The 16,837-nt window shown below is 58.1% G+C and carries 17 protein-coding genes and 5 tRNA genes; 16 read left to right on the top strand and 6 right to left on the bottom strand.

Annotation, left to right across the window (positions count from 1 at the left end; all coding sequences use genetic code 11):
• Positions 1-92 precede the first annotated feature (92 nt).
• Both RGR602_RS08760 and RGR602_RS37015 read left to right on the top strand, forming a co-directional pair.
• The gene (locus tag RGR602_RS08760; RefSeq protein WP_039844775.1) at positions 93-623 is read left to right on the top strand and encodes a c-type cytochrome; all 531 of its coding nucleotides are present in this window, start codon (positions 93-95) and stop codon (positions 621-623) included.
• Positions 624-748: 125 nt separating this feature from the next.
• Positions 749-910 (top strand): hypothetical protein, encoded by a 162-nt coding sequence (locus RGR602_RS37015; protein ID WP_170251052.1) that lies wholly within the window; start codon positions 749-751, stop codon positions 908-910.
• Positions 911-1,148: 238 nt separating this feature from the next.
• Here RGR602_RS37015 and RGR602_RS08750 read toward each other — a convergent pair.
• A tRNA-Arg gene (locus RGR602_RS08750) sits at positions 1,149-1,225 on the bottom strand.
• A gap of 48 nt (positions 1,226-1,273) precedes the next feature.
• The gene (locus RGR602_RS08745; protein WP_039844773.1) at positions 1,274-1,579 is read right to left on the bottom strand and encodes an ETC complex I subunit; all 306 of its coding nucleotides are present in this window, start codon (positions 1,577-1,579) and stop codon (positions 1,274-1,276) included.
• 287 nt (positions 1,580-1,866) lie between these two features.
• Here RGR602_RS08745 and RGR602_RS08740 point away from each other — a divergent pair.
• A tRNA-Pro gene (locus tag RGR602_RS08740) sits at positions 1,867-1,943 on the top strand.
• 57 nt (positions 1,944-2,000) lie between these two features.
• A complete protein-coding gene (locus RGR602_RS35440) occupies positions 2,001-2,198 on the top strand; it encodes a hypothetical protein (protein ID WP_082046510.1) in 198 nt (65 codons plus the stop codon).
• 35 nt (positions 2,199-2,233) lie between these two features.
• On the opposite strand, the gene RGR602_RS08735 is transcribed toward RGR602_RS35440, so the two are convergent.
• Positions 2,234-2,707: a DUF192 domain-containing protein gene (locus tag RGR602_RS08735; protein WP_223843987.1), complete on the bottom strand. Its 474-nt coding sequence runs from the start codon at positions 2,705-2,707 to the stop codon at positions 2,234-2,236.
• Between the two features lie 11 nt (positions 2,708-2,718).
• Positions 2,719-3,297 carry a cold-shock protein gene (locus RGR602_RS08730; protein ID WP_022715433.1) on the bottom strand — a complete coding sequence of 193 codons (579 nt, stop codon included), beginning with the start codon at positions 3,295-3,297 and terminating at the stop codon, positions 2,719-2,721.
• A 195-nt stretch (positions 3,298-3,492) separates the two neighbouring features.
• Between RGR602_RS08730 and RGR602_RS08725 the strand changes: the two genes are divergently transcribed.
• From RGR602_RS08725 to RGR602_RS08690, 8 genes are all read left to right on the top strand, one after another.
• Positions 3,493-3,933, top strand: coding sequence for a VOC family protein (locus RGR602_RS08725; RefSeq protein ID WP_039844771.1), 441 nt, complete (start codon positions 3,493-3,495; stop codon positions 3,931-3,933).
• A gap of 175 nt (positions 3,934-4,108) precedes the next feature.
• Entirely contained in the window at positions 4,109-5,161 is a 1,053-nt protein-coding gene (locus tag RGR602_RS08720; RefSeq protein ID WP_052451636.1) for a YcbK family protein, read from the top strand.
• A gap of 199 nt (positions 5,162-5,360) precedes the next feature.
• Positions 5,361-5,435: transfer RNA gene (locus RGR602_RS08715), tRNA-Glu, on the top strand.
• Positions 5,436-5,786: 351 nt separating this feature from the next.
• A tRNA-Glu gene (locus tag RGR602_RS08710) sits at positions 5,787-5,861 on the top strand.
• A gap of 344 nt (positions 5,862-6,205) precedes the next feature.
• Positions 6,206-6,280, top strand: a tRNA-Glu gene (locus RGR602_RS08705).
• Positions 6,281-6,457: 177 nt separating this feature from the next.
• Complete coding sequence (locus RGR602_RS08700; protein ID WP_223844006.1) at positions 6,458-7,321, top strand: glycosyltransferase family 2 protein; 864 nt, start codon at positions 6,458-6,460, stop codon at positions 7,319-7,321.
• Between the two features lie 67 nt (positions 7,322-7,388).
• Complete coding sequence (locus tag RGR602_RS08695) at positions 7,389-8,126, top strand: class I SAM-dependent methyltransferase (protein WP_039844769.1); 738 nt, start codon at positions 7,389-7,391, stop codon at positions 8,124-8,126.
• Between the two features lie 2 nt (positions 8,127-8,128).
• The gene (locus RGR602_RS08690) at positions 8,129-9,118 is read left to right on the top strand and encodes a fatty acid desaturase family protein (RefSeq protein ID WP_039844768.1); all 990 of its coding nucleotides are present in this window, start codon (positions 8,129-8,131) and stop codon (positions 9,116-9,118) included.
• 41 nt (positions 9,119-9,159) lie between these two features.
• On the opposite strand, the gene RGR602_RS08685 is transcribed toward RGR602_RS08690, so the two are convergent.
• A complete protein-coding gene (locus tag RGR602_RS08685; RefSeq protein WP_039844767.1) occupies positions 9,160-9,993 on the bottom strand; it encodes an SAM-dependent methyltransferase in 834 nt (277 codons plus the stop codon).
• A 346-nt stretch (positions 9,994-10,339) separates the two neighbouring features.
• Between RGR602_RS08685 and RGR602_RS08680 the strand changes: the two genes are divergently transcribed.
• Positions 10,340-11,521, top strand: coding sequence for an ATP-grasp domain-containing protein (locus tag RGR602_RS08680; RefSeq protein WP_223843986.1), 1,182 nt, complete (start codon positions 10,340-10,342; stop codon positions 11,519-11,521).
• Positions 11,518-12,732 carry a Gfo/Idh/MocA family protein gene (locus RGR602_RS08675; RefSeq protein ID WP_039844765.1) on the top strand — a complete coding sequence of 405 codons (1,215 nt, stop codon included), beginning with the start codon at positions 11,518-11,520 and terminating at the stop codon, positions 12,730-12,732. Before RGR602_RS08680 ends, RGR602_RS08675 begins: the two co-directional genes overlap by 4 nt.
• A gap of 218 nt (positions 12,733-12,950) precedes the next feature.
• Here RGR602_RS08675 and RGR602_RS08670 read toward each other — a convergent pair whose 3' ends face one another.
• Positions 12,951-14,060 carry a DegT/DnrJ/EryC1/StrS family aminotransferase gene (locus RGR602_RS08670; protein WP_039846738.1) on the bottom strand — a complete coding sequence of 370 codons (1,110 nt, stop codon included), beginning with the start codon at positions 14,058-14,060 and terminating at the stop codon, positions 12,951-12,953.
• A gap of 199 nt (positions 14,061-14,259) precedes the next feature.
• Between RGR602_RS08670 and RGR602_RS08665 the strand changes: the two genes are divergently transcribed.
• Both RGR602_RS08665 and rfbC read left to right on the top strand, forming a co-directional pair.
• On the top strand, positions 14,260-16,239 hold the full coding sequence (locus RGR602_RS08665; RefSeq protein ID WP_039844764.1) for a CgeB family protein: 1,980 nt from the start codon (positions 14,260-14,262) through the stop codon (positions 16,237-16,239).
• Positions 16,240-16,260: 21 nt separating this feature from the next.
• Positions 16,261-16,836, top strand: a complete 576-nt coding sequence (gene rfbC, locus RGR602_RS08660; protein ID WP_039844763.1) for a dTDP-4-dehydrorhamnose 3,5-epimerase — start codon at positions 16,261-16,263, stop codon at positions 16,834-16,836.
• The last annotated feature ends 1 nt before the right edge of the window (position 16,837 follow it).

The following is a 16,837-nucleotide window of genomic DNA, read 5'->3' as shown; positions in this document are numbered from 1 at the left end:
TTCCGCGTAATCGATAATTCCAAATGGCTAATATATAGAGCAGGTTCGTCGTGTTATTCAGTCGTTTCAAGAGATAAGTCAGGGAGGGTAAGGTGTTTCGATTGAGCGCTCGGTTCGCGTTTTTAGCCGCCTCTGCATTGAGTCTGCAGCCGTCCATGGCAGCGGCTGCCGACGATACGCAGATTGCGCGCGGCGAATATCTCGTCACGATCAGCGGCTGCAACGACTGCCACACACCGGGATACTTCTTTGGAAAACCGGACAGCTCGCGATTTCTGGGCGGCTCGGATGTCGGTTTTGAAATCCCGGGGGAAGGTGTTTTCGTCAGCCCCAACATTACGCCTGATAAGGAGACCGGCATCGGCAACTGGACCAGCGAGCAAATCGTGACTGCGATTCAGACCGGGCAACGGCCCGATGGTCGCGCCCTGGCGCCAATCATGCCGTGGCATGCATTCGCGAAGCTCACCGAAGAAGACGTGACATCGATTGCGGCATTCCTTCAAAGCCTGAAACCGGTAAGCCATCAAGTACCTGGTCCTTTCAAGCCAGGGGAGAAGGTTTCAACCTTTATGTTCCGGATTTTGCCGCCGGGCGAAACCGCAGCCGCCGCGCCAAACTAGGAGGTAACGAATGCCGGGTGAAGGTGGCGGTGGAGTTGCGGGCGTCAGGAAGCACCCAAAGCAGCCATTGAACGCTGCATCCATTCCGACTATCGCACTTGCTCCGCGATGGGTGCCTGTCGTCCTTGACCACGACTTGGCTCACTCAGCGCCATGACGATGTTGCGGATCCGCGGCGGCTGTTCGTCGAATACATTGACGAGGCGTCGCAGGCCTACGGCGATGCTCTCGTGCATGACGGTCTCGACGATCCGGCCAAAGCTGGATTTCGCCATACGCCATCATGAACAAGCTGCGTTTCTTCGCAATGCCTGAAATGCTCACAGCTGCTGCAGTGTGCTGACCCGGATCGTCGAAATCTACGACGCCCCCGGCCGGGAGCGATCTCCGAAATCTACACGAAGGAACCCTACAAGAAGAAGTTGGCGCGCGGCGCGTCGGAACGCCTGTCGAACAGAACCTAGGTCGTTCCATTTGCCCTGCGCGGTCGTATCTATAATGAAATCAATAACTTGGAATATGGTTTGGCGACCCCTGCAGGACTCGAACCTGCGACAACCTGCTTAGAAGGCAGGTGCTCTATCCAGCTGAGCTAAGGGGCCATCCAGCCGCTGCGTCCTTGCAGCGGCGAGAAGGGCATGCCTGAGCGCTCAATGCGTCCAGGGCTGCGTGCGGGTATAGCGAAAATTATCAGGATAAGCGACTGTCTGGCGAGCCGGTTCCTTCGGCGCGATCACGCGGTATTCGATGCCATTGCGCTTGGCATAGGCTTCCGCCAGTTCCTGCGTCTCGAAGGTCAGTCTCACCTGCTGGCGCATATCGCCGGAGGACGTGTAGCCCATAATCGGATCGATCCTGCGCGGCTGCTCCTGATCGAATTCAAGCACCCAAAGATGCGTCTTCGCCTTGCCGGACTGCATGGCGGTCTTGGCTGGACGGTAGATCTTGGCAGACATCAGCTGCTCGCCTCCGGATATGCGGGCCTGACCCGCTGTAACTTACCCTCCCATCCCGTCTCCGGAATGGTCTTCATCGCCTCTATAACGCGACGAGATGAATTTTGCTTAGCCGCGAATCCCTCGACTTTCAAGAAAAAAGCCAACTGAGGGGAATGCTTGCGCCGCAAGCCGAGATCCAGCCCGCGGAGGGCTTGGTGATTGAAACGACAATGCCGTGTTGAAGACGGGGAAGACGCGAATTAGATATTGCGGGGCCGGGGTGAAGCGTGTATTGCCCCCTCTCACGGAGTGTAGCGCAGTCTGGTAGCGCATCTGGTTTGGGACCAGAGGGTCGGGAGTTCGAATCTCTCCACTCCGACCATCCTTTCAAAAAATGTTGTCTTCGCAGACGGCCAATGGCCCTGCGCAGGAGCCGTAAATGCAAGTTGAAGTCCCCTGCCCCAAGTGCGGCAAGACCCGGATGAACTTTCCGCGCCCGCAGCCGCTCGATAGCGACATCATCACCTGCTATCACTGTGACTTCGAACTCGGCACCTACGGCACCATCAAGCGCAAGATGGCGCTGTTCATGGACCGACTGATCCAGTCCAAGGCCAAACCGGTGAGAAAGCAGTAATTCCAAGAGGATCCGGCCGACGCTTCGGCGCGCCGCTACTCTTTCCTCGTCACCGTGGCGCTTGCGACCTTGTCGCCGATCTTGATTTCGAATTTCCTGACGATGCCGGCGTTCAGCTCGACGACGTATTTCACCTCACCCATCGAATCAATGATCGCCCTCGAATAGGGCACGGCATTTTCCTTGATGTGGCGGATGGTGCCGCCGCTGTCGATGAAGAGCATGTCGAGCGGCAAAATGGTGTTCTCCATCCACATGGTCACCCGCCGCGGCTGGCCGAAGTCGAAGATCATTCCGGCATCCTCGGCCATTTCCTTGCGGAACATCAGGCCGTACTGCCGCTGCTCACTGCTGGCGGCAATCTCCACCGTGAAATTCAGCATCCTGCCGGAGGCAGTCTGGATCACCAACGGTTCCTTGTCGAAATGGGGTTGCTGCTGGGCAAAGGCGGAGACGGCCAGGATGAAAAAAAGCGCCAGAAAGGCGCCTTTGATGGCCTGTATTGCCATGCCGCGAGGCATCAGTGCGACCGGCTTGCCGGGCTTGGCATATCCGGGTGAATTTCGGCTGCCATCAGGCCCTTGTCGCCATCGCCGTAGCGGACGAGGACGACCTGACCGGGGCGAAGCTCCGTCAAGCCAAAGCGACGAAGCGTTTCCATATGCACGAAGATATCTTCCGTACCCTCGCCGCGCGTCAAGAAGCCGAAGCCCTTCGTGCGGTTGAACCACTTCACCAGTGCCCGCTCGAGGCCGCTCGTCGGGGTGACCTGCACGTGGGTGCGCACCGGCGGCAGCTGTGACGGATGGACGGCGGTCGACTGGTCCATGGAGAGAATCTTGAAGGCCTGGTAGCCGCGCTCGCGGCGTTGGATAAGCGCGACGATGCGCGTGCCCTCGAGGATCGTCTGGTAACCGTCGCGGCGAAGGCAGGTTACGTGCAGCAGGACATCCTGCATGCCGTTGTCCGGGACAATGAAGCCGAAGCCCTTGGCGACATCGAACCACTTGACGACACCGGTGATTTCAACGAGGTCGACGGCATCCCCGGACAGCTCGTCGATATCGGTGAATTCCTTCGATGAAATCCTGTCAGCCATGTCGCCAGCCCCTCAATACGCGTCACACTGTTACGGTTAACTGATTCTTGAAATCAAGATTAACATCTTGGTAACGGATAAGCGCAAGTCCTGTTTTCGGTTATTCCCAACTGCTCATTTTAGTCGCATGCCTTGCCCGAAGCTGACCCCCCGCCACATAACGAAGCAGCTCCCACATTTTAGAGAGGAAATAGAATGCGTTATCTCCACACTATGGTCCGCGTGAAGGATCTGGATGCCTCCCTGCATTTCTACGGCACGCTGTTCGGCCTGAAGGAAATCCGGCGCTCCGAAAACGAAAGCGGCCGTTTTACCCTGGTTTTCCTCGCCGCAAACGAGGATATCACAAATGCAGAGAAAAATGGCGCCCCCTGCCTCGAACTTACCTACAATTGGGATTCCGAGGAGTATACCGGCGGACGCAACTTCGGCCACCTCGCCTACGAGGTCGACGACATCTATGCGACCTGCCGGCATCTGATGGACAATAACATCACCATCAACCGTCCACCACGCGACGGCCGCATGGCCTTCGTTCGTTCGCCGGACGGGATTTCCATCGAAATCCTGCAGAAAAACGGCAGCCTTCCGGCGGCCGAGCCGTGGCTTTCGATGGGCAATACCGGCGCCTGGTAAGCTGAGGCTTTTGCGAGGCTTGCGGTTTTTGCGATTTCGGGCAGCCGCGCCCGCTTCGCGCTTGCCGCAAGCCCGCCCCGTAGGCACTCTCCGGACGACTCGAAGCGGAAGACGACACGGTTGAATCGTTCTCCGCACCAACGGAGACCGTCGCTTGCTCATTCTCCAAAAGCGGATGCCCGCCACGGGCGCGCTTCTCATCGCTGTTGCCGCGGTTGCGCTGTCGGGCTGCGTCTCGAACCAGAAGGCCCTCGATTCCGCAGCTGCCATAGCTGCCGATCCTTCAGCCGCGCAGCTTGCCGCGAACACGCCGGGCAAAACCGCCAACGGCGCCTATCGTGATCCGATGGTCACGAATGTGTCGGGCGCGCAGCGGACGGCGGCAGCGCAGGATTCCAACGCCACCACCATGTCCGCCGGCACTGCGTCCACGCAGCCCGCCAATATCGGCGGCTTGGCGATGCAGCCAAGCCGCATCAATGCGAACGCGATGAGCATCTTTTCCGCCCAGCCCGCGAGGCCGCAGAACAACACGACCTCAACGATCATACAGCCGGCGGACGCCAACGCCTATGCACCCGTTCAGGGCATCGATGCCGCGCGCAGCAGCGTCTTCAGCCCGCCGCCGCCCGCCCAGCCGGCACAGGACGGCGCGATGCTTCTGCCGCAGCAATCCTCCGAAAAAACCAACACACGTCTTGCACCTGCCTATCAGACGGCATCGCTCGCGTCCGGAAGCCTGCAAGGCGGGTCGATGAATGCGCTCTATGCCGCTCCGAAGCAGAACCTCGTCGGCGGCCTCGCCGGGCTCCTTGAGAAGGCGTCTCTGCCGGGCATGACGCGCGTGGCACCGAACGGCCTGCACATCCAAAATGGCAATGTCGAAGTCGGCTGCTTTAAGCCCGGGATGCTCAGTGTCATCAAGGCGGTCGAGACCCATTTCGGCAAGCCGGTCATCGTCACCTCCGGATATCGCGACGCGGGGCATAACCGCATGGTCGGCGGCGCCGAAGAATCAATGCACAAGACCTGCGATGCCGCCGATATCAAGATCGAGGGCGTCTCCAAATGGGATATCGCCGCCTTTATCCGATCGCTGCCGGACCGCGGCGGCGTCGGCACCTATTGCCACACCGAATCGGTCCATCTCGACACCGGTAAAACCCGCGACTGGAACTGGAGCTGTGGCGCCGGACGCACCAGGACGCCGAACGGAAGAGCTATCTGACGGCAGCGCGGTTTCCCGCACCACGTTGCGGCAACGCCGCAGCATCCCGTAAAAGGAACAGTCGGCAGCCTATTGATTCAGCTCGGATAATCGGCCTCTCACACAGGCTCTGACTTCCTGTCATTTTTTTGAAAGAAATCCGAAATTCCCGCTTGCGGGATCCAAAGCGCCTGACTATAAGGGCGCCACCACGAAGGAAGCGCCCTTCGTCTATCGGTTAGGACACCAGATTTTCATTCTGGGAAGAGGGGTTCGACTCCCCTAGGGCGTGCCATCAATCCAACGACAAAATCGTCAAGTCGGACCAGTTTCGGGTAGAACCACGGGTAAACATTTACCCCGGTTCCTTCGTTGAGTTCGCGGCCCGAGTACGTCTGCACTCCTGCCATATTCTTATCCCCGTAACGGACATGATTTCGCTCGGGAGCATCCTACTTCCACTGTTCGGCCGGCATGGCATCTCGTTTGCGTCGCATTTGGATACGGCCGACGAGCTTGGCAGCGCACGCTCCTTTACGCGGGGCGAAAGGCGTGGGCCAAGGCGTGCCATTTTTCTTTTCATTGTGTCTGTTTATCGGTACGCTTGAGAAAGCGGTCGAGTGTTCCTATCTGCACGCGACACAATGCGCCCTTCGTCTATCGGTTAGGACGACAGATTCTCATTCTGTAAAGACGAGTTCGACTCTCGTAGGGCGTACCAACTTTACCAAACAAAACCATATGGTTATTTAGGAAAAAGCTTGAGTAACGATCCATGATTCGGGTCAGGCCGGCGGCAATTTTGCGGCGGGCGCGCCCGCGCCGAGCGAAGCAAGCGCCGACGGTATTCCAAGGCCCGCCGACAAGTCCGAAATGATCGCCCCGGCGATGGTGCCACATCTATGGTTGAACAAAGCCGTGCAGGATGGTTTGTTCGTCCCGACACGGCTGCACCAACCGCCTTTTCCACAAGCCTCGAAAAAATCTGCGTGATCGCAAATTTTTCGCGTTTTGCCGCTTGCGGCGCACAAAGGTGCTGACTATAAGGGCGCCACCACGAAGGAAGCGCCCTTCGTCTATCGGTTAGGACACCAGATTTTCATTCTGGGAAGAGGGGTTCGACTCCCCTAGGGCGTGCCATTTTCTCCTCTCAAATACAGTTGTATCGCCGGGCGAGCCATGCGTGTCCTCCGCAAGCCTCGCGTAAAGTCCGCGTTCTATGAGCATGGCAAGCCGACCATCGCTCTTGCCGGCGGAACGGGCAGACGTTTCAAATGGCTTGAGAGAGGCACCTGGAGGGAGAAACATTTGCCGCGCGTGTCGATATGTATACCGGCCTACAAGCCCGATTTTTTTGAACTCGCGCTGAAAAGCGCGATCGCGCAAAGTTTCGATGACACGGAAATCATTGTCTCCGACGATTGCCCGACCGATGCGATCGAGAAGATCTGCCAAAGATACTCAGGTGTTGTTCAGTACAGCCGCAATCCGGATCCTGCCGAGTACAAAAACGTCATAAGGCTCGCCGGGCTCGCCAGCGGCGAGTACATCAAATATCTCTTCGACGACGACGTCCTCAATCCGTTCTGCATCCAGTACCTGCTCCAGGCGCTTGAAGCCACACAGAACAGTGGGACGAAACTCGCGTTTTCCCCGCGCTATTTCATCGACGAGCGGAACCAGGTTACGAATCTCGGCAACGGATTGATGGTCGAAGGCACTCTGAAGGTGATCGAGGGCCGCGACTTCATACGCATCACCGCCGTCAAGCATCATAATCTGCTTGGCGAGTTCTCGTCGGTGCTCATGCGGACGGCCGATTGCTTCGATGAATCCGGCCGTTTCGGTCTTTTCAAAGTCGTGGATGGCATCATTTCCGGACCGCTCGATCTTTCGTCCTGGATTGGGCTCTCCCTCCGCGGGGCGATCGTCGGGCATCCCATGCCCCTCTCCTATTTCCGCCAGCACTCCAATTCGCAGTCCAATCCGGCGGCCAACCGCTATTTTATCTACTCGATCACCTACTACGAGGAAGTGCTCGATCTCGCGATCGAGAAGGCCTACCTGCAGCCCTCCGATCTACCCATCGCCTATCGGAACCTCATCAATCACTATTCCTACTGGAGAGGATTGTTCCCGGAACTGGATGAACGGATCGCCCGCATCAGCACACGTCTCTAAGTCCCATGCAGGCGCAATAGAAATCGCAAAGGATTATATCACAATGGATGGAATGACGGGGTCAGGGATGCAAAAGCTCATCGAAAGTGCCGCGACGTTACGCTCCGCGCTTGCCGCGAAATCGGGAATTTACGAACTGAAATTGCGCGCACTTTTGGAACTCGCCGATGAATTGAAGATCGCGACAGAGTATACCGCCAGCCTGCCGCCGATTGAAATCGGCAGCATCACGCTTGTCGACCAGGTTGTCCTGGTGCTGCTCGCCAAGATCGTGACGCCGCGCAAGATCATCGAGATCGGCACGTACAAAGGTTTCACCACACGCCTTTTCATCGAAAACACGCCGGAAGACTGCGATGTGGTCTCCATCGACTTGCCGAAGGGCCTCACGGCGCATCTAGCCGAGACTGACGAGCGCAGCGCCTTGTCGTCCGCCGAGCAGAATGACGACTATCTCCGCAAGCGTCAGGAAATCGACGGGGAGGCCTATCTCGCGTCGATCACCGAGGCGCAACGGAAGCGCCTCACGCTCGTCAAGGAAGACTCGACGACGATCAATTTCAAGGAGGCCTTCCAGTCGGCCGAGATGATCTTCATCGATGGCGGGCATGAGCACCAGATCGTCCGGGCGGATACGGAAAACGCATTCGGCATCGTCAAACGCGGCGTCATCGTCTGGCATGACTACAATTCTAAGATCCACGGGGACGTCACCGAGTATTTGGCGGAATTCTCGAAATCGCAGGTGGTCTTCCATGTCGCAAACAGCCTTGTGGCTTTTGCACTGGTCAACATAGAGCTCTGATCATGGGTCCTAGCGAGATCAAAATCGGCAGCCTGCTGACGAAGGACGAGTTCCGGGAACTCACGGCACCGAACGACCGGATCGCTTATTCCCACCTCGCGCTCAGGATCGGCATCCATGCCGGGCTGCTTTTCGTGATGGTCCGCGCGTGGGAAGGCGGTTATCCCGCGCTTGCTTTCGCATGCTTTTATCTTAACGCCGTCCTATGGCAGTTTGCCGGTTATGCCGGCATCGGCCATGAGTTGTTTCACAAGAAAGTCTTCAGCAGGAAATGGCTGAATATCCTGTTCTTCAAGCTGTTTTCCTATGTGACCTGGAACAATCCGAGCTATTTCGAAAAAACTCATCAGTTCCACCACGCTTCCACTTTCCATGAGGATGACAGCGAAATCTATCGTGATTTTCCGCTCGACTTGCTGGGCGCAGCGCGCCTCGTCCTGCTTGATTATCAAAGCCTTTGCAGGCGGGTCCTCTATGCACTCTGCAACGCCTTCGGCTACGAAGCATATTTCGGCAAGGGCATCCGACTGAAACTGATGCCCCCCGAACGGCGCGCGGCCCAATCCGATGCGATCTCTATGCTTGCGCTCAACGCGATCTGCCTGGTGCTGTTTTTCCTGGTGACGCTGTCGCCTGCGCTCGCTCTCATGTTTTTCGTCACGCCGTTCGTCGGATCGCTGCCGAATCGTGTCCTGGCGCTTGCGCAACACCTCGGTCTTGAAGATCACAAGGACGAAAGCGCGCTTCTTTTTTCAAGAACGGTCAATCTGCCGGCACCGGTCGCATTCTTTTATGCCAACATGAACTACCATGCCGAGCACCACCTTATGCCATCTGTTCCCTATTACAATTTGCCGAAGCTGCACGATATCCTGAATGCCAAGCTCAAAATGGAGCGCGAGGAAAAGGAATTCAGCTATCTCTTTGCCCGGGACTTCTGGAGCTCGATCGGAGTATCGGCAAAATTGGAAGGCAATGCCATGCCTGAATGACAGGCTGGAGCGTTTGGTGCGCTCCAGACCTCTCGGCGCAATCAGCCCCTGGACGTCAAGACCATGAAGCGCATAACGTTTGGCCGCCCCTCGGAGCAAATGAGGTAGCGGTTGTCGTCGGTGAAATCGTTCAATTCCGGAAACTGCGTCAGATCCCTGACGGCAGGAGCAATGAATTCGACATTGAAGAGCGCTGCGGCCGAGGTGAGGAAACGGGTGTATTTGTCCCAGAAATCCTCAACCCAATTGTGGATCTCGATGACGATCGTCGCCTGCTTGAGGGCCGCCAAAGAGTCGTGGTCGAAGATTTCGAATTCCGCACCCTCGGCGTCAACGAGGACGACTGTTTTCGCCAGATCAAGATGGCTGAGCTTTTCATAAAACAGCCTGTCTGCGGCGCCGAATATTTCGATCCTGTCCGACACGGAATTCGACTGGGCATTCGATGCAATGGTGCGCTGCCCTTCCTCGCTCAGCTCGAAGCAGACGGCGTTTTTCACCCGGCCCGACCGAAGCATGCCGATCGCATAGTATCCATCGGCGGCCCCGACATCGACGAAGCTCTCAAAGCCAGCCAATCTTTCGGAGAACAGGAAATCCAATATTTCCTTCTCATACAGGCCCAAGAGCATCGACCCGAAGTCGCCGCCGCCCCACCAGTTGTTCTTCGCAAGCGAAAGCCCCTTGAAGGGACCGTATCTCACCACCCCGCCAAGCAGGTCGTAGATCTCCGACGACACGCGTCTTCTTCGCTGAAGAATCGTTTCCGCGCGCCATTGCTCTCGCATCTGCATTGTCGCGCGGGACTGCCGTTCGAACACCTTTTGGAAGAAGATACGCTCGCCTTCAATCAGATCAGGCAGTTTTTCATTCATTACGCGGTGTCTCTTTTCGCAGCTGCGGTCTGCATCTTTGGCCGATGCGGACGTTGGAATCACGGCTGAAAGCGTATGAGATGGTAATCGGCTTAACAAGGCGGCCCTTCTGCTTCCCACAAACAAGGCAGCGACACGGGGGTTGAACACAGACGCCGCCAGGCCTCCAGGCGGCAAGCCTCAGGTAACGCCCGCATCCTATGACTCTCGCTATCGCGTCCGCTTTGTCTTCGTATATCGAAAACGGACGAAGTGGGACTGCACACCCTGTTACGGGCTGTGCCGTTCCAACAGGCCAATGTGCAGCGCATCTGACCATCCAGGCATGCGTGGAATGGATTTGAGAATGACCAAGAGAGCATTGCTCGTCGGCAGTAACTTCAGCGCAGTTCCTCTTCTATTCGCTTTGAAAAGGCGCGGCCTGCATATTTCCGTTTGCGGAAACCGGCCGGACGAACCCTGCCATGCGCATGCGGACCAATCATATTTCATAGATTACAGCGATCCGAACGCGCTGCTTTCCCTCGTCGAGAACGGCGATTTCGACTTCATCGTGCCGACGGGCAATGACGTCGCCTATATGTCGACCACTTTCGTTGCCGGAAAACTCGGATTTCCGCGCTTCGATTCGATGGAAACCGCAACTATCATTCACACGAAGCAGGCATTCCGTCGCTTTACCGAGCGGAACGATATCCCTGCCCCGCGCTCCGTGCGCCTGCAGGGCGATTCGCCAATCGAGACCGGGGCGCTGCGCTATCCGCTGCTGGTGAAGCCGAGCGACAGTTTTAGCGGCCGTGGCGTCACGAAGATTTTCGACCGAACGGAACTTGCCGCCGCCGTCGCCGATGCCAGACGGAACTCGCGGACTGCTGAGGTCGTCATCGAGGAATTCATCGAAGGCAGCCTGCACAGCCATTCCGCCTTCATCAAGGATCAGGAGATTGCGTTCGACGTCTTCGTCGATGAATACTGCACGGTCTATCCGTACCAGGTCGATTCATCGAACCATCCCTCACGCCTTTTCGAAACCGTTCGCTTGAAGACGCGAGCCATCATGGCGCGCGTCGTCAAGCTGCTAAGACTGCAGGACGGCCTGATCCATACGCAGTTTTTGTCGAATGGCGACGATGTCTGGATCATCGAATGCATGCGGCGCTGCCCCGGCGATCTTTATGGCTCGCTCGTCGACCAGTCTCTCGGCATCGATTATGCCGACCTCGTCATAACGCTGTTGCTCGGCGAGGCGTTCTCGGTCACGCCGCGCTTCGAGCCGCCGCTGTTCTTCGGGCGCCACACCATCACCTCCGATACGCCGTCGACGCCGTTTTCCTTCTCGCACTCCATTCCGTCGTCCGATGTCCGCATCGCGCAGCTCAAGACCACCGGCAAGCCGATGAACTCGGCGCCATTCGACAAGCTCGCCATCCTCTACGCGCGCTTCGAGACGCGCGACGAAATGCTGAAGGTAACGCCGGACTTCAAGACATTCATTTCGCTTCAAACGATGCAAGGAGATCTCGCATGATCCGCTCAAGACAGGGAGTACCGGAGAAGCTGCGCCTCGCTTTTCTAGGCGGCGCCGTCAATTCTGCCATAGGTCGCGCCCATCGCGATGCAATCGAGCTTGATCAGAAATTCGACCTCGTCGCCGGTTGCTTCAGCCGCCACGACGACATCAATCGCGAGACGGCGCGGCAGTATCGCATCCTGCCGGAGCATTGCCATGCCGACTTCGATACCCTGCTTGCCAAGGAGGCCGGCAATATCGACGCCCTTGTCGTGCTCACGCCCACGCAGCAGCATACGAAGCAGGTCGTCGCAGCGCTCAAGGCGGGCGTCTCGGTGATCTGCGAGAAGGCGCTTGCCGGTTCGAGCGCCGAAGCCCGTATGATCGGCGGAGCCCGCGAGAACGGAGCATTTCTGGCCGTTACCTACAACTACACGGGATATCCCATGCTTCGCGAAATCCGCAGCATGGTCGAGCACGGCATTTTCGGCGAGCTGCAGCAGATCCATATCGAGATGCCGCAGGAGACCTTCCTTCGTTTCCGCCGCGACGGGACGCCGATGACACCGCAGGATTGGCGCTTGCACGACGGTGTCGTGCCAACGGTCTCGCTCGATCTCGGCGTTCATGTGCATTCACTTCTATATTTCCTGACGCAGCGGAAGCCGGAAGAAGTCTGCGCAACCAGCCAGAGTTTCGGCAACTTTCCGCAGGTGCTCGACAATGTCCACGCGCTCGTGCGCTGTGCCGGCGGCCTACACTGCAGCATGTGGTACGGCAAGACCGCGCTCGGGCAACGCAACGGCCTGCGTGTGCGGCTCTACGGCTCCAAGGCATCGATCGAATGGCACCAGGAAGTCCCCGAGGTCGCCTATTTCTACGACCGCAACGGCCGCAAGCAGATCCTCGATCGCGCCAGCCCGGAGATCATGATCGCCAATGATGCGCGCTATGAGCGCTTCAAGGCAGGCCATCCGTCAGGTTTCATAGAAGCCTTCGCGAATTACTATGCCGACCTTGCCGATGCCCTGTTGCAATGCAAGGCAAAGACCACCCGCCTGTCCCACCCCTACGTGCTCGGACTCGAAGAGGCGGAGGAAGGACTGCGGCTGCTGGAAGCAATCGAATGCTCCCGACTTGAAAACCGCTGGGTCGAGATTGAGCCGCAAGGCGTACGTCGCTCGGTTGCGGAACGGGTCGAAATCCGGGCTCCGCAAATGGCGCTCTAGCCAAGCGCCCTATGAAAGCAGCCGGAAGCGGCGTGATCGATGGTCACGCCGCCTCGGCATGACCAGCCGCCAATGAATTGCCATCGTGGCGCCAATCGCTGAGGCAGCGCTTGCTCATGACGCCTGAAAACAAAGGAGGTCGCTGGCCGGCTATTGCGCGCGATCTCGCGCCGCAGGTCTTTCGATCTGCAGCCGCCAGACAACAGTCGGAAGTGTTCTCAGGCCGATTCGATCAGCGCGCAAACCTTATCGACGATCTCGATCTCCATGTCCGGATAAATGGGAAGGCAAAGCACCTGCTGGGCGGCTTCGGTTGCGACCGGCAGATTCGATGGCTGCGCGGACGGCAGACTGCGATACATCGAGAAGCTCGAAATCAGCGGATAGAAGTAACGGCGCGGGTGAATGCCGTTCTCCTTCAGCCGCTCATATAGTCCGTCGCGCGAGATGGAATAGCCAGGGCGTACGAGGATCGGGAAATAGGAGAAGTTGGAGACGGTCTCGCCGGAACGATCCAGGCATTCGATGCCTGCAACGCCGCAAAGCCGCTCGCGATAGGCGCGGTCGATCAACTCGCGGCGTTCAAGCGCGAGTTTGATGTACTTCAGTTGCAGCAGGCCGAGCGCGGCGTTGAATTCGCTCATCTTGCCGTTTGTGCCCGGCGCCACCACGGTCACTTCATCGACGTAACCGAAGTTCTTCAGCTGGTCGATCCGGGTCTTCGTCTTCGCGTCCGGGCAGACGATCGCCCCGCCTTCGAATGTGTTGAAGACCTTCGTCGCATGGAAGCTCAGGACGGAAAGGTCGCCGTGGTTGAGAACGCTTCCCCGCTCGTCTTCCACGCCGAAGGCATGGGCGGCGTCATAGATGACCTTGAGATTGTAGAGATCGGCGATCTTCTGGATCGCGTCGACGTCGCAAGGGTGGCCGTAGCAATGCACCGGCATGATCGCCGTCGTCTGCTGCGTAATCGCCGCCTCGATCTTTGCCGGATCGAGATTGAGCGTCACCGGATCGATATCGACGAAGACGGGTTTCACGCCGTTCCAGAGAAGCGAATGCGAGGTGGCTACGAAGGAATAGGGCGTTGTGATGACCTCGCCTGTGATGCGGAGTGCCTGAAGCGCAGTCAGCAACGCAACGGTGGCGTTGGAGAACAGACTGATATGCTTCACACCAAGATGGCTGCAGAGTTCCTGCTCCAATTGCTGATGAAATGGTCCGCCATTGGTCAGGATGCGGTTGTTCCAGATCGCTTCCAGCGATGGAATGAATTCCTCGAGCGGCGGCAGACTGGGCCTCGTTACAAAGATCTTCTCGTTTTTCATGACCGCCGTCCAGAGGTTGGGCATATCGCGCAAAGTGGGCTTGGTCCAACATCATGCTTCAACCTGTTCCCAGGCTGACCAGCAAAAGTCCTCGCGAACAGTGTGGCGCAAGCTTCACGTCCAATAGTCGGCACCCAAACAAGCCCGAATGCCGTTTCGTGAATCACGGAGACGGCAGCCATGCGCGAAGGACGATGCCTTGACGATCAATCAGCCCATTTCCGCTCTGCCGGCCGGCCTTCCTGATCTGGCGTTTCTCACGGAAAAAGCTGCCAGCACCGGATCTGTCATTATCTATCAGCCTTATCTCGATCCTTCGCAGCGCGGCCAGCTTGACAAAGCCGCAGTGCCGCTCGACATCTCATTCAATACGCAGGCTTCGACCCGCGAATACGAGCTCTTCCGCATCCTACATCACCATCACGAGGCGATCGGCCTTGGCGATGACGTTTTCTGGGGGCTTCTTTCCAGCAAATTCGAGATGAAGTCCGTCACCAGCTTCCCCTCCTTCGTCACCGAGGCGGAAAGGGCCAGGGCGGAAGGTGCAGATGCCTATCTTTACAATCCGCTGATCGGCCATGCGGCAATCTACAGCAATGTCTGGGAACATTCTCTGCTCGGCGGTCATCCCGGCATGGAGCCGATCTTCCTGCATATCCAGAAGCTCGGTCATCCAATCGCGACGCCGCAGGACAAGACGGCCTTCATGTTCTGCAACTATTTCTGCGGCAACCGGAAATTCTGGTCCGGGTATTTCGCCTTTTGCGAACGCATTCTCGGATCGCTGGAAAACGAAGCGCGTCTCGGCACGGCGGCGGGCACCGCCTATGCAGGTGCGGCCCACTATTCACGCGATGCCAATGCGAATATGCGTCCCTTCGTGATCGAGCGTCTGCTCGGGCTTTATGTCCAGGAGGCTGCCGCCTCCGGATTGAAGATCACCGCCTTCGTACCGACAGTCGCCGAATTCGAGTGGAAGTTCGGCGTCCGCCTCGGCCGCATGCTGCATAGCCTCTTCGCCGCAAAGGAAGCCTTTCTGCAAAGCCGCGACCAAGCTCTCCTGACTTCCTGGCAGGAGGGCCGCCAGCCGCTGATCAAGCAGCCGCATCTCATCTGGGGCGCCGACGACCCGCCGGCCTGGATGCCGCGCGGCCAGTTCATAGGTGGGCGCGAACTGATGCGCGCCGATGCTCCGCAGCCTTCTGGCACCGCCCCGGCGAAGCAGCAAACGGGACATGCCGAAATGCCCGTGGCGCCTGCCGCACCGAAGATCGAGCAGCCACTGCGCAACGCCATACAGCCCTTTGCCGGCGGATGGCAGGCGCACAAGGACCGTCATTGCATCTGGATCGTGACACCCGCCAATTACAATCATAGCCATGCCTTCGACGAGGTCGCGCTCGGCCTGCAGGGTGCCTTCGAGGAACTCGGTGGCTCCGCACCGATCGTCCGCGACATGAATGCTTTCGCGGGTCGTGCGCCGATTATCTACGGGGGCAATCTTCTTTCTGCCGAAATCGTTGGACACCTACCGAAGGACAGCGTCGTCATCAATCTCGAGCAGGTCTCCGAAGAAAGCATCTGGATCAATTCGCGCTACACCTCGATCCTGAAGTCGCTGCCCGTTCTCGACTACAGCCCGCGCAACCGGCAAAACCTCGCCGCCAAGGGCATCGAACACGCTGGCGTGCTCGAAATCGGTTACAGCCGCTGTCTCAGCCAGATAAAGCGCGCCCCCGTCAAGGACATCGACGTGCTCTTTTACGGCTCGATGAACGAGCGCCGCCACCATATCCTGAAGAGTTTGGAACAGGGCGGGCTGAAGGTCGCACATCTCTTCAACATCTATGGTCCGGAACGCGATGCGGCCATTGCCCGCGCCAAGATCGTCATCAACATCCATCATTATGCGAGCGGCGTCTTCGAGATCGTGCGCATTTCCTATCTGCTCGCCAACTGCGTCTGCGTGCTGACCGAAGGCGACATCCGCGATCCGGACCTCCAGCCGTTCATCGGCGGTCTGGCGATCGAGCCCTACGAAAGCATGATCGATCGCTGCCACAAGCTGATCGCAGATGCCAATGAGCGCGATACCATTGCCGCAAAGGGTTTTGCGGCCATGCAAAGCCGCTCGCAGGCGGACATGCTGATGAGCGTCATGGAGGCCAACGCTCGATGAAAACCGCAAAAAAGGTGCGTCATGCGTATTGAGACCAAGGCCATCGAGGGCATCGTCGCGATCACGCCGCCACGCTTCGGCGATCACCGCGGCTACTTTTCCGAGGTGTTCAAGGATGCCTGGTTCAGAGAAAATGTCGCCGACGTCACCTTCATCCAGGACAATGAATCGCTTTCGGCTGAGCCCGGCACCGTCAGGGGCCTGCATTTCCAGATACCGCCCTTCGCACAGGGCAAGCTGGTGCGCTGCATTGCCGGCCGGATCATGGACGTCGTCGTCGATATCCGCACCGGCTCACCGAGCTTCGGCAACTGGCTCTCTCAGGAGCTCTCGCCGGAAAACGGCACGCAGCTCTGGGTGCCGCCCGGCTTCGCGCATGGATTTGCCACGCTCGTGCCCAACAGCGTCATCAACTACAAGGTGACCGCTCCCTACAACCCACAGCATGATCGCGGCATTGCGTGGAACGACCCGGCGATCGGCATCCGCTGGCCGGTCGACGAGAAAGCCATGGTGCTGTCCGACAAGGACAGGACGCTGCCGAGGCTCGCCGACTTGCCTAACTTTCCTTATTCAGCAAAACAAACCAAGGATTGAT

The sequence above is a fragment of the Rhizobium gallicum bv. gallicum R602sp genome (assembly GCF_000816845.1).
GTDB classification, from domain to species: Bacteria; Pseudomonadota; Alphaproteobacteria; order Rhizobiales; family Rhizobiaceae; genus Rhizobium; species Rhizobium gallicum.
Note: the sequence above shows the minus strand (reverse complement) of the source record. Positions and strands in the feature narration are given on the sequence as shown.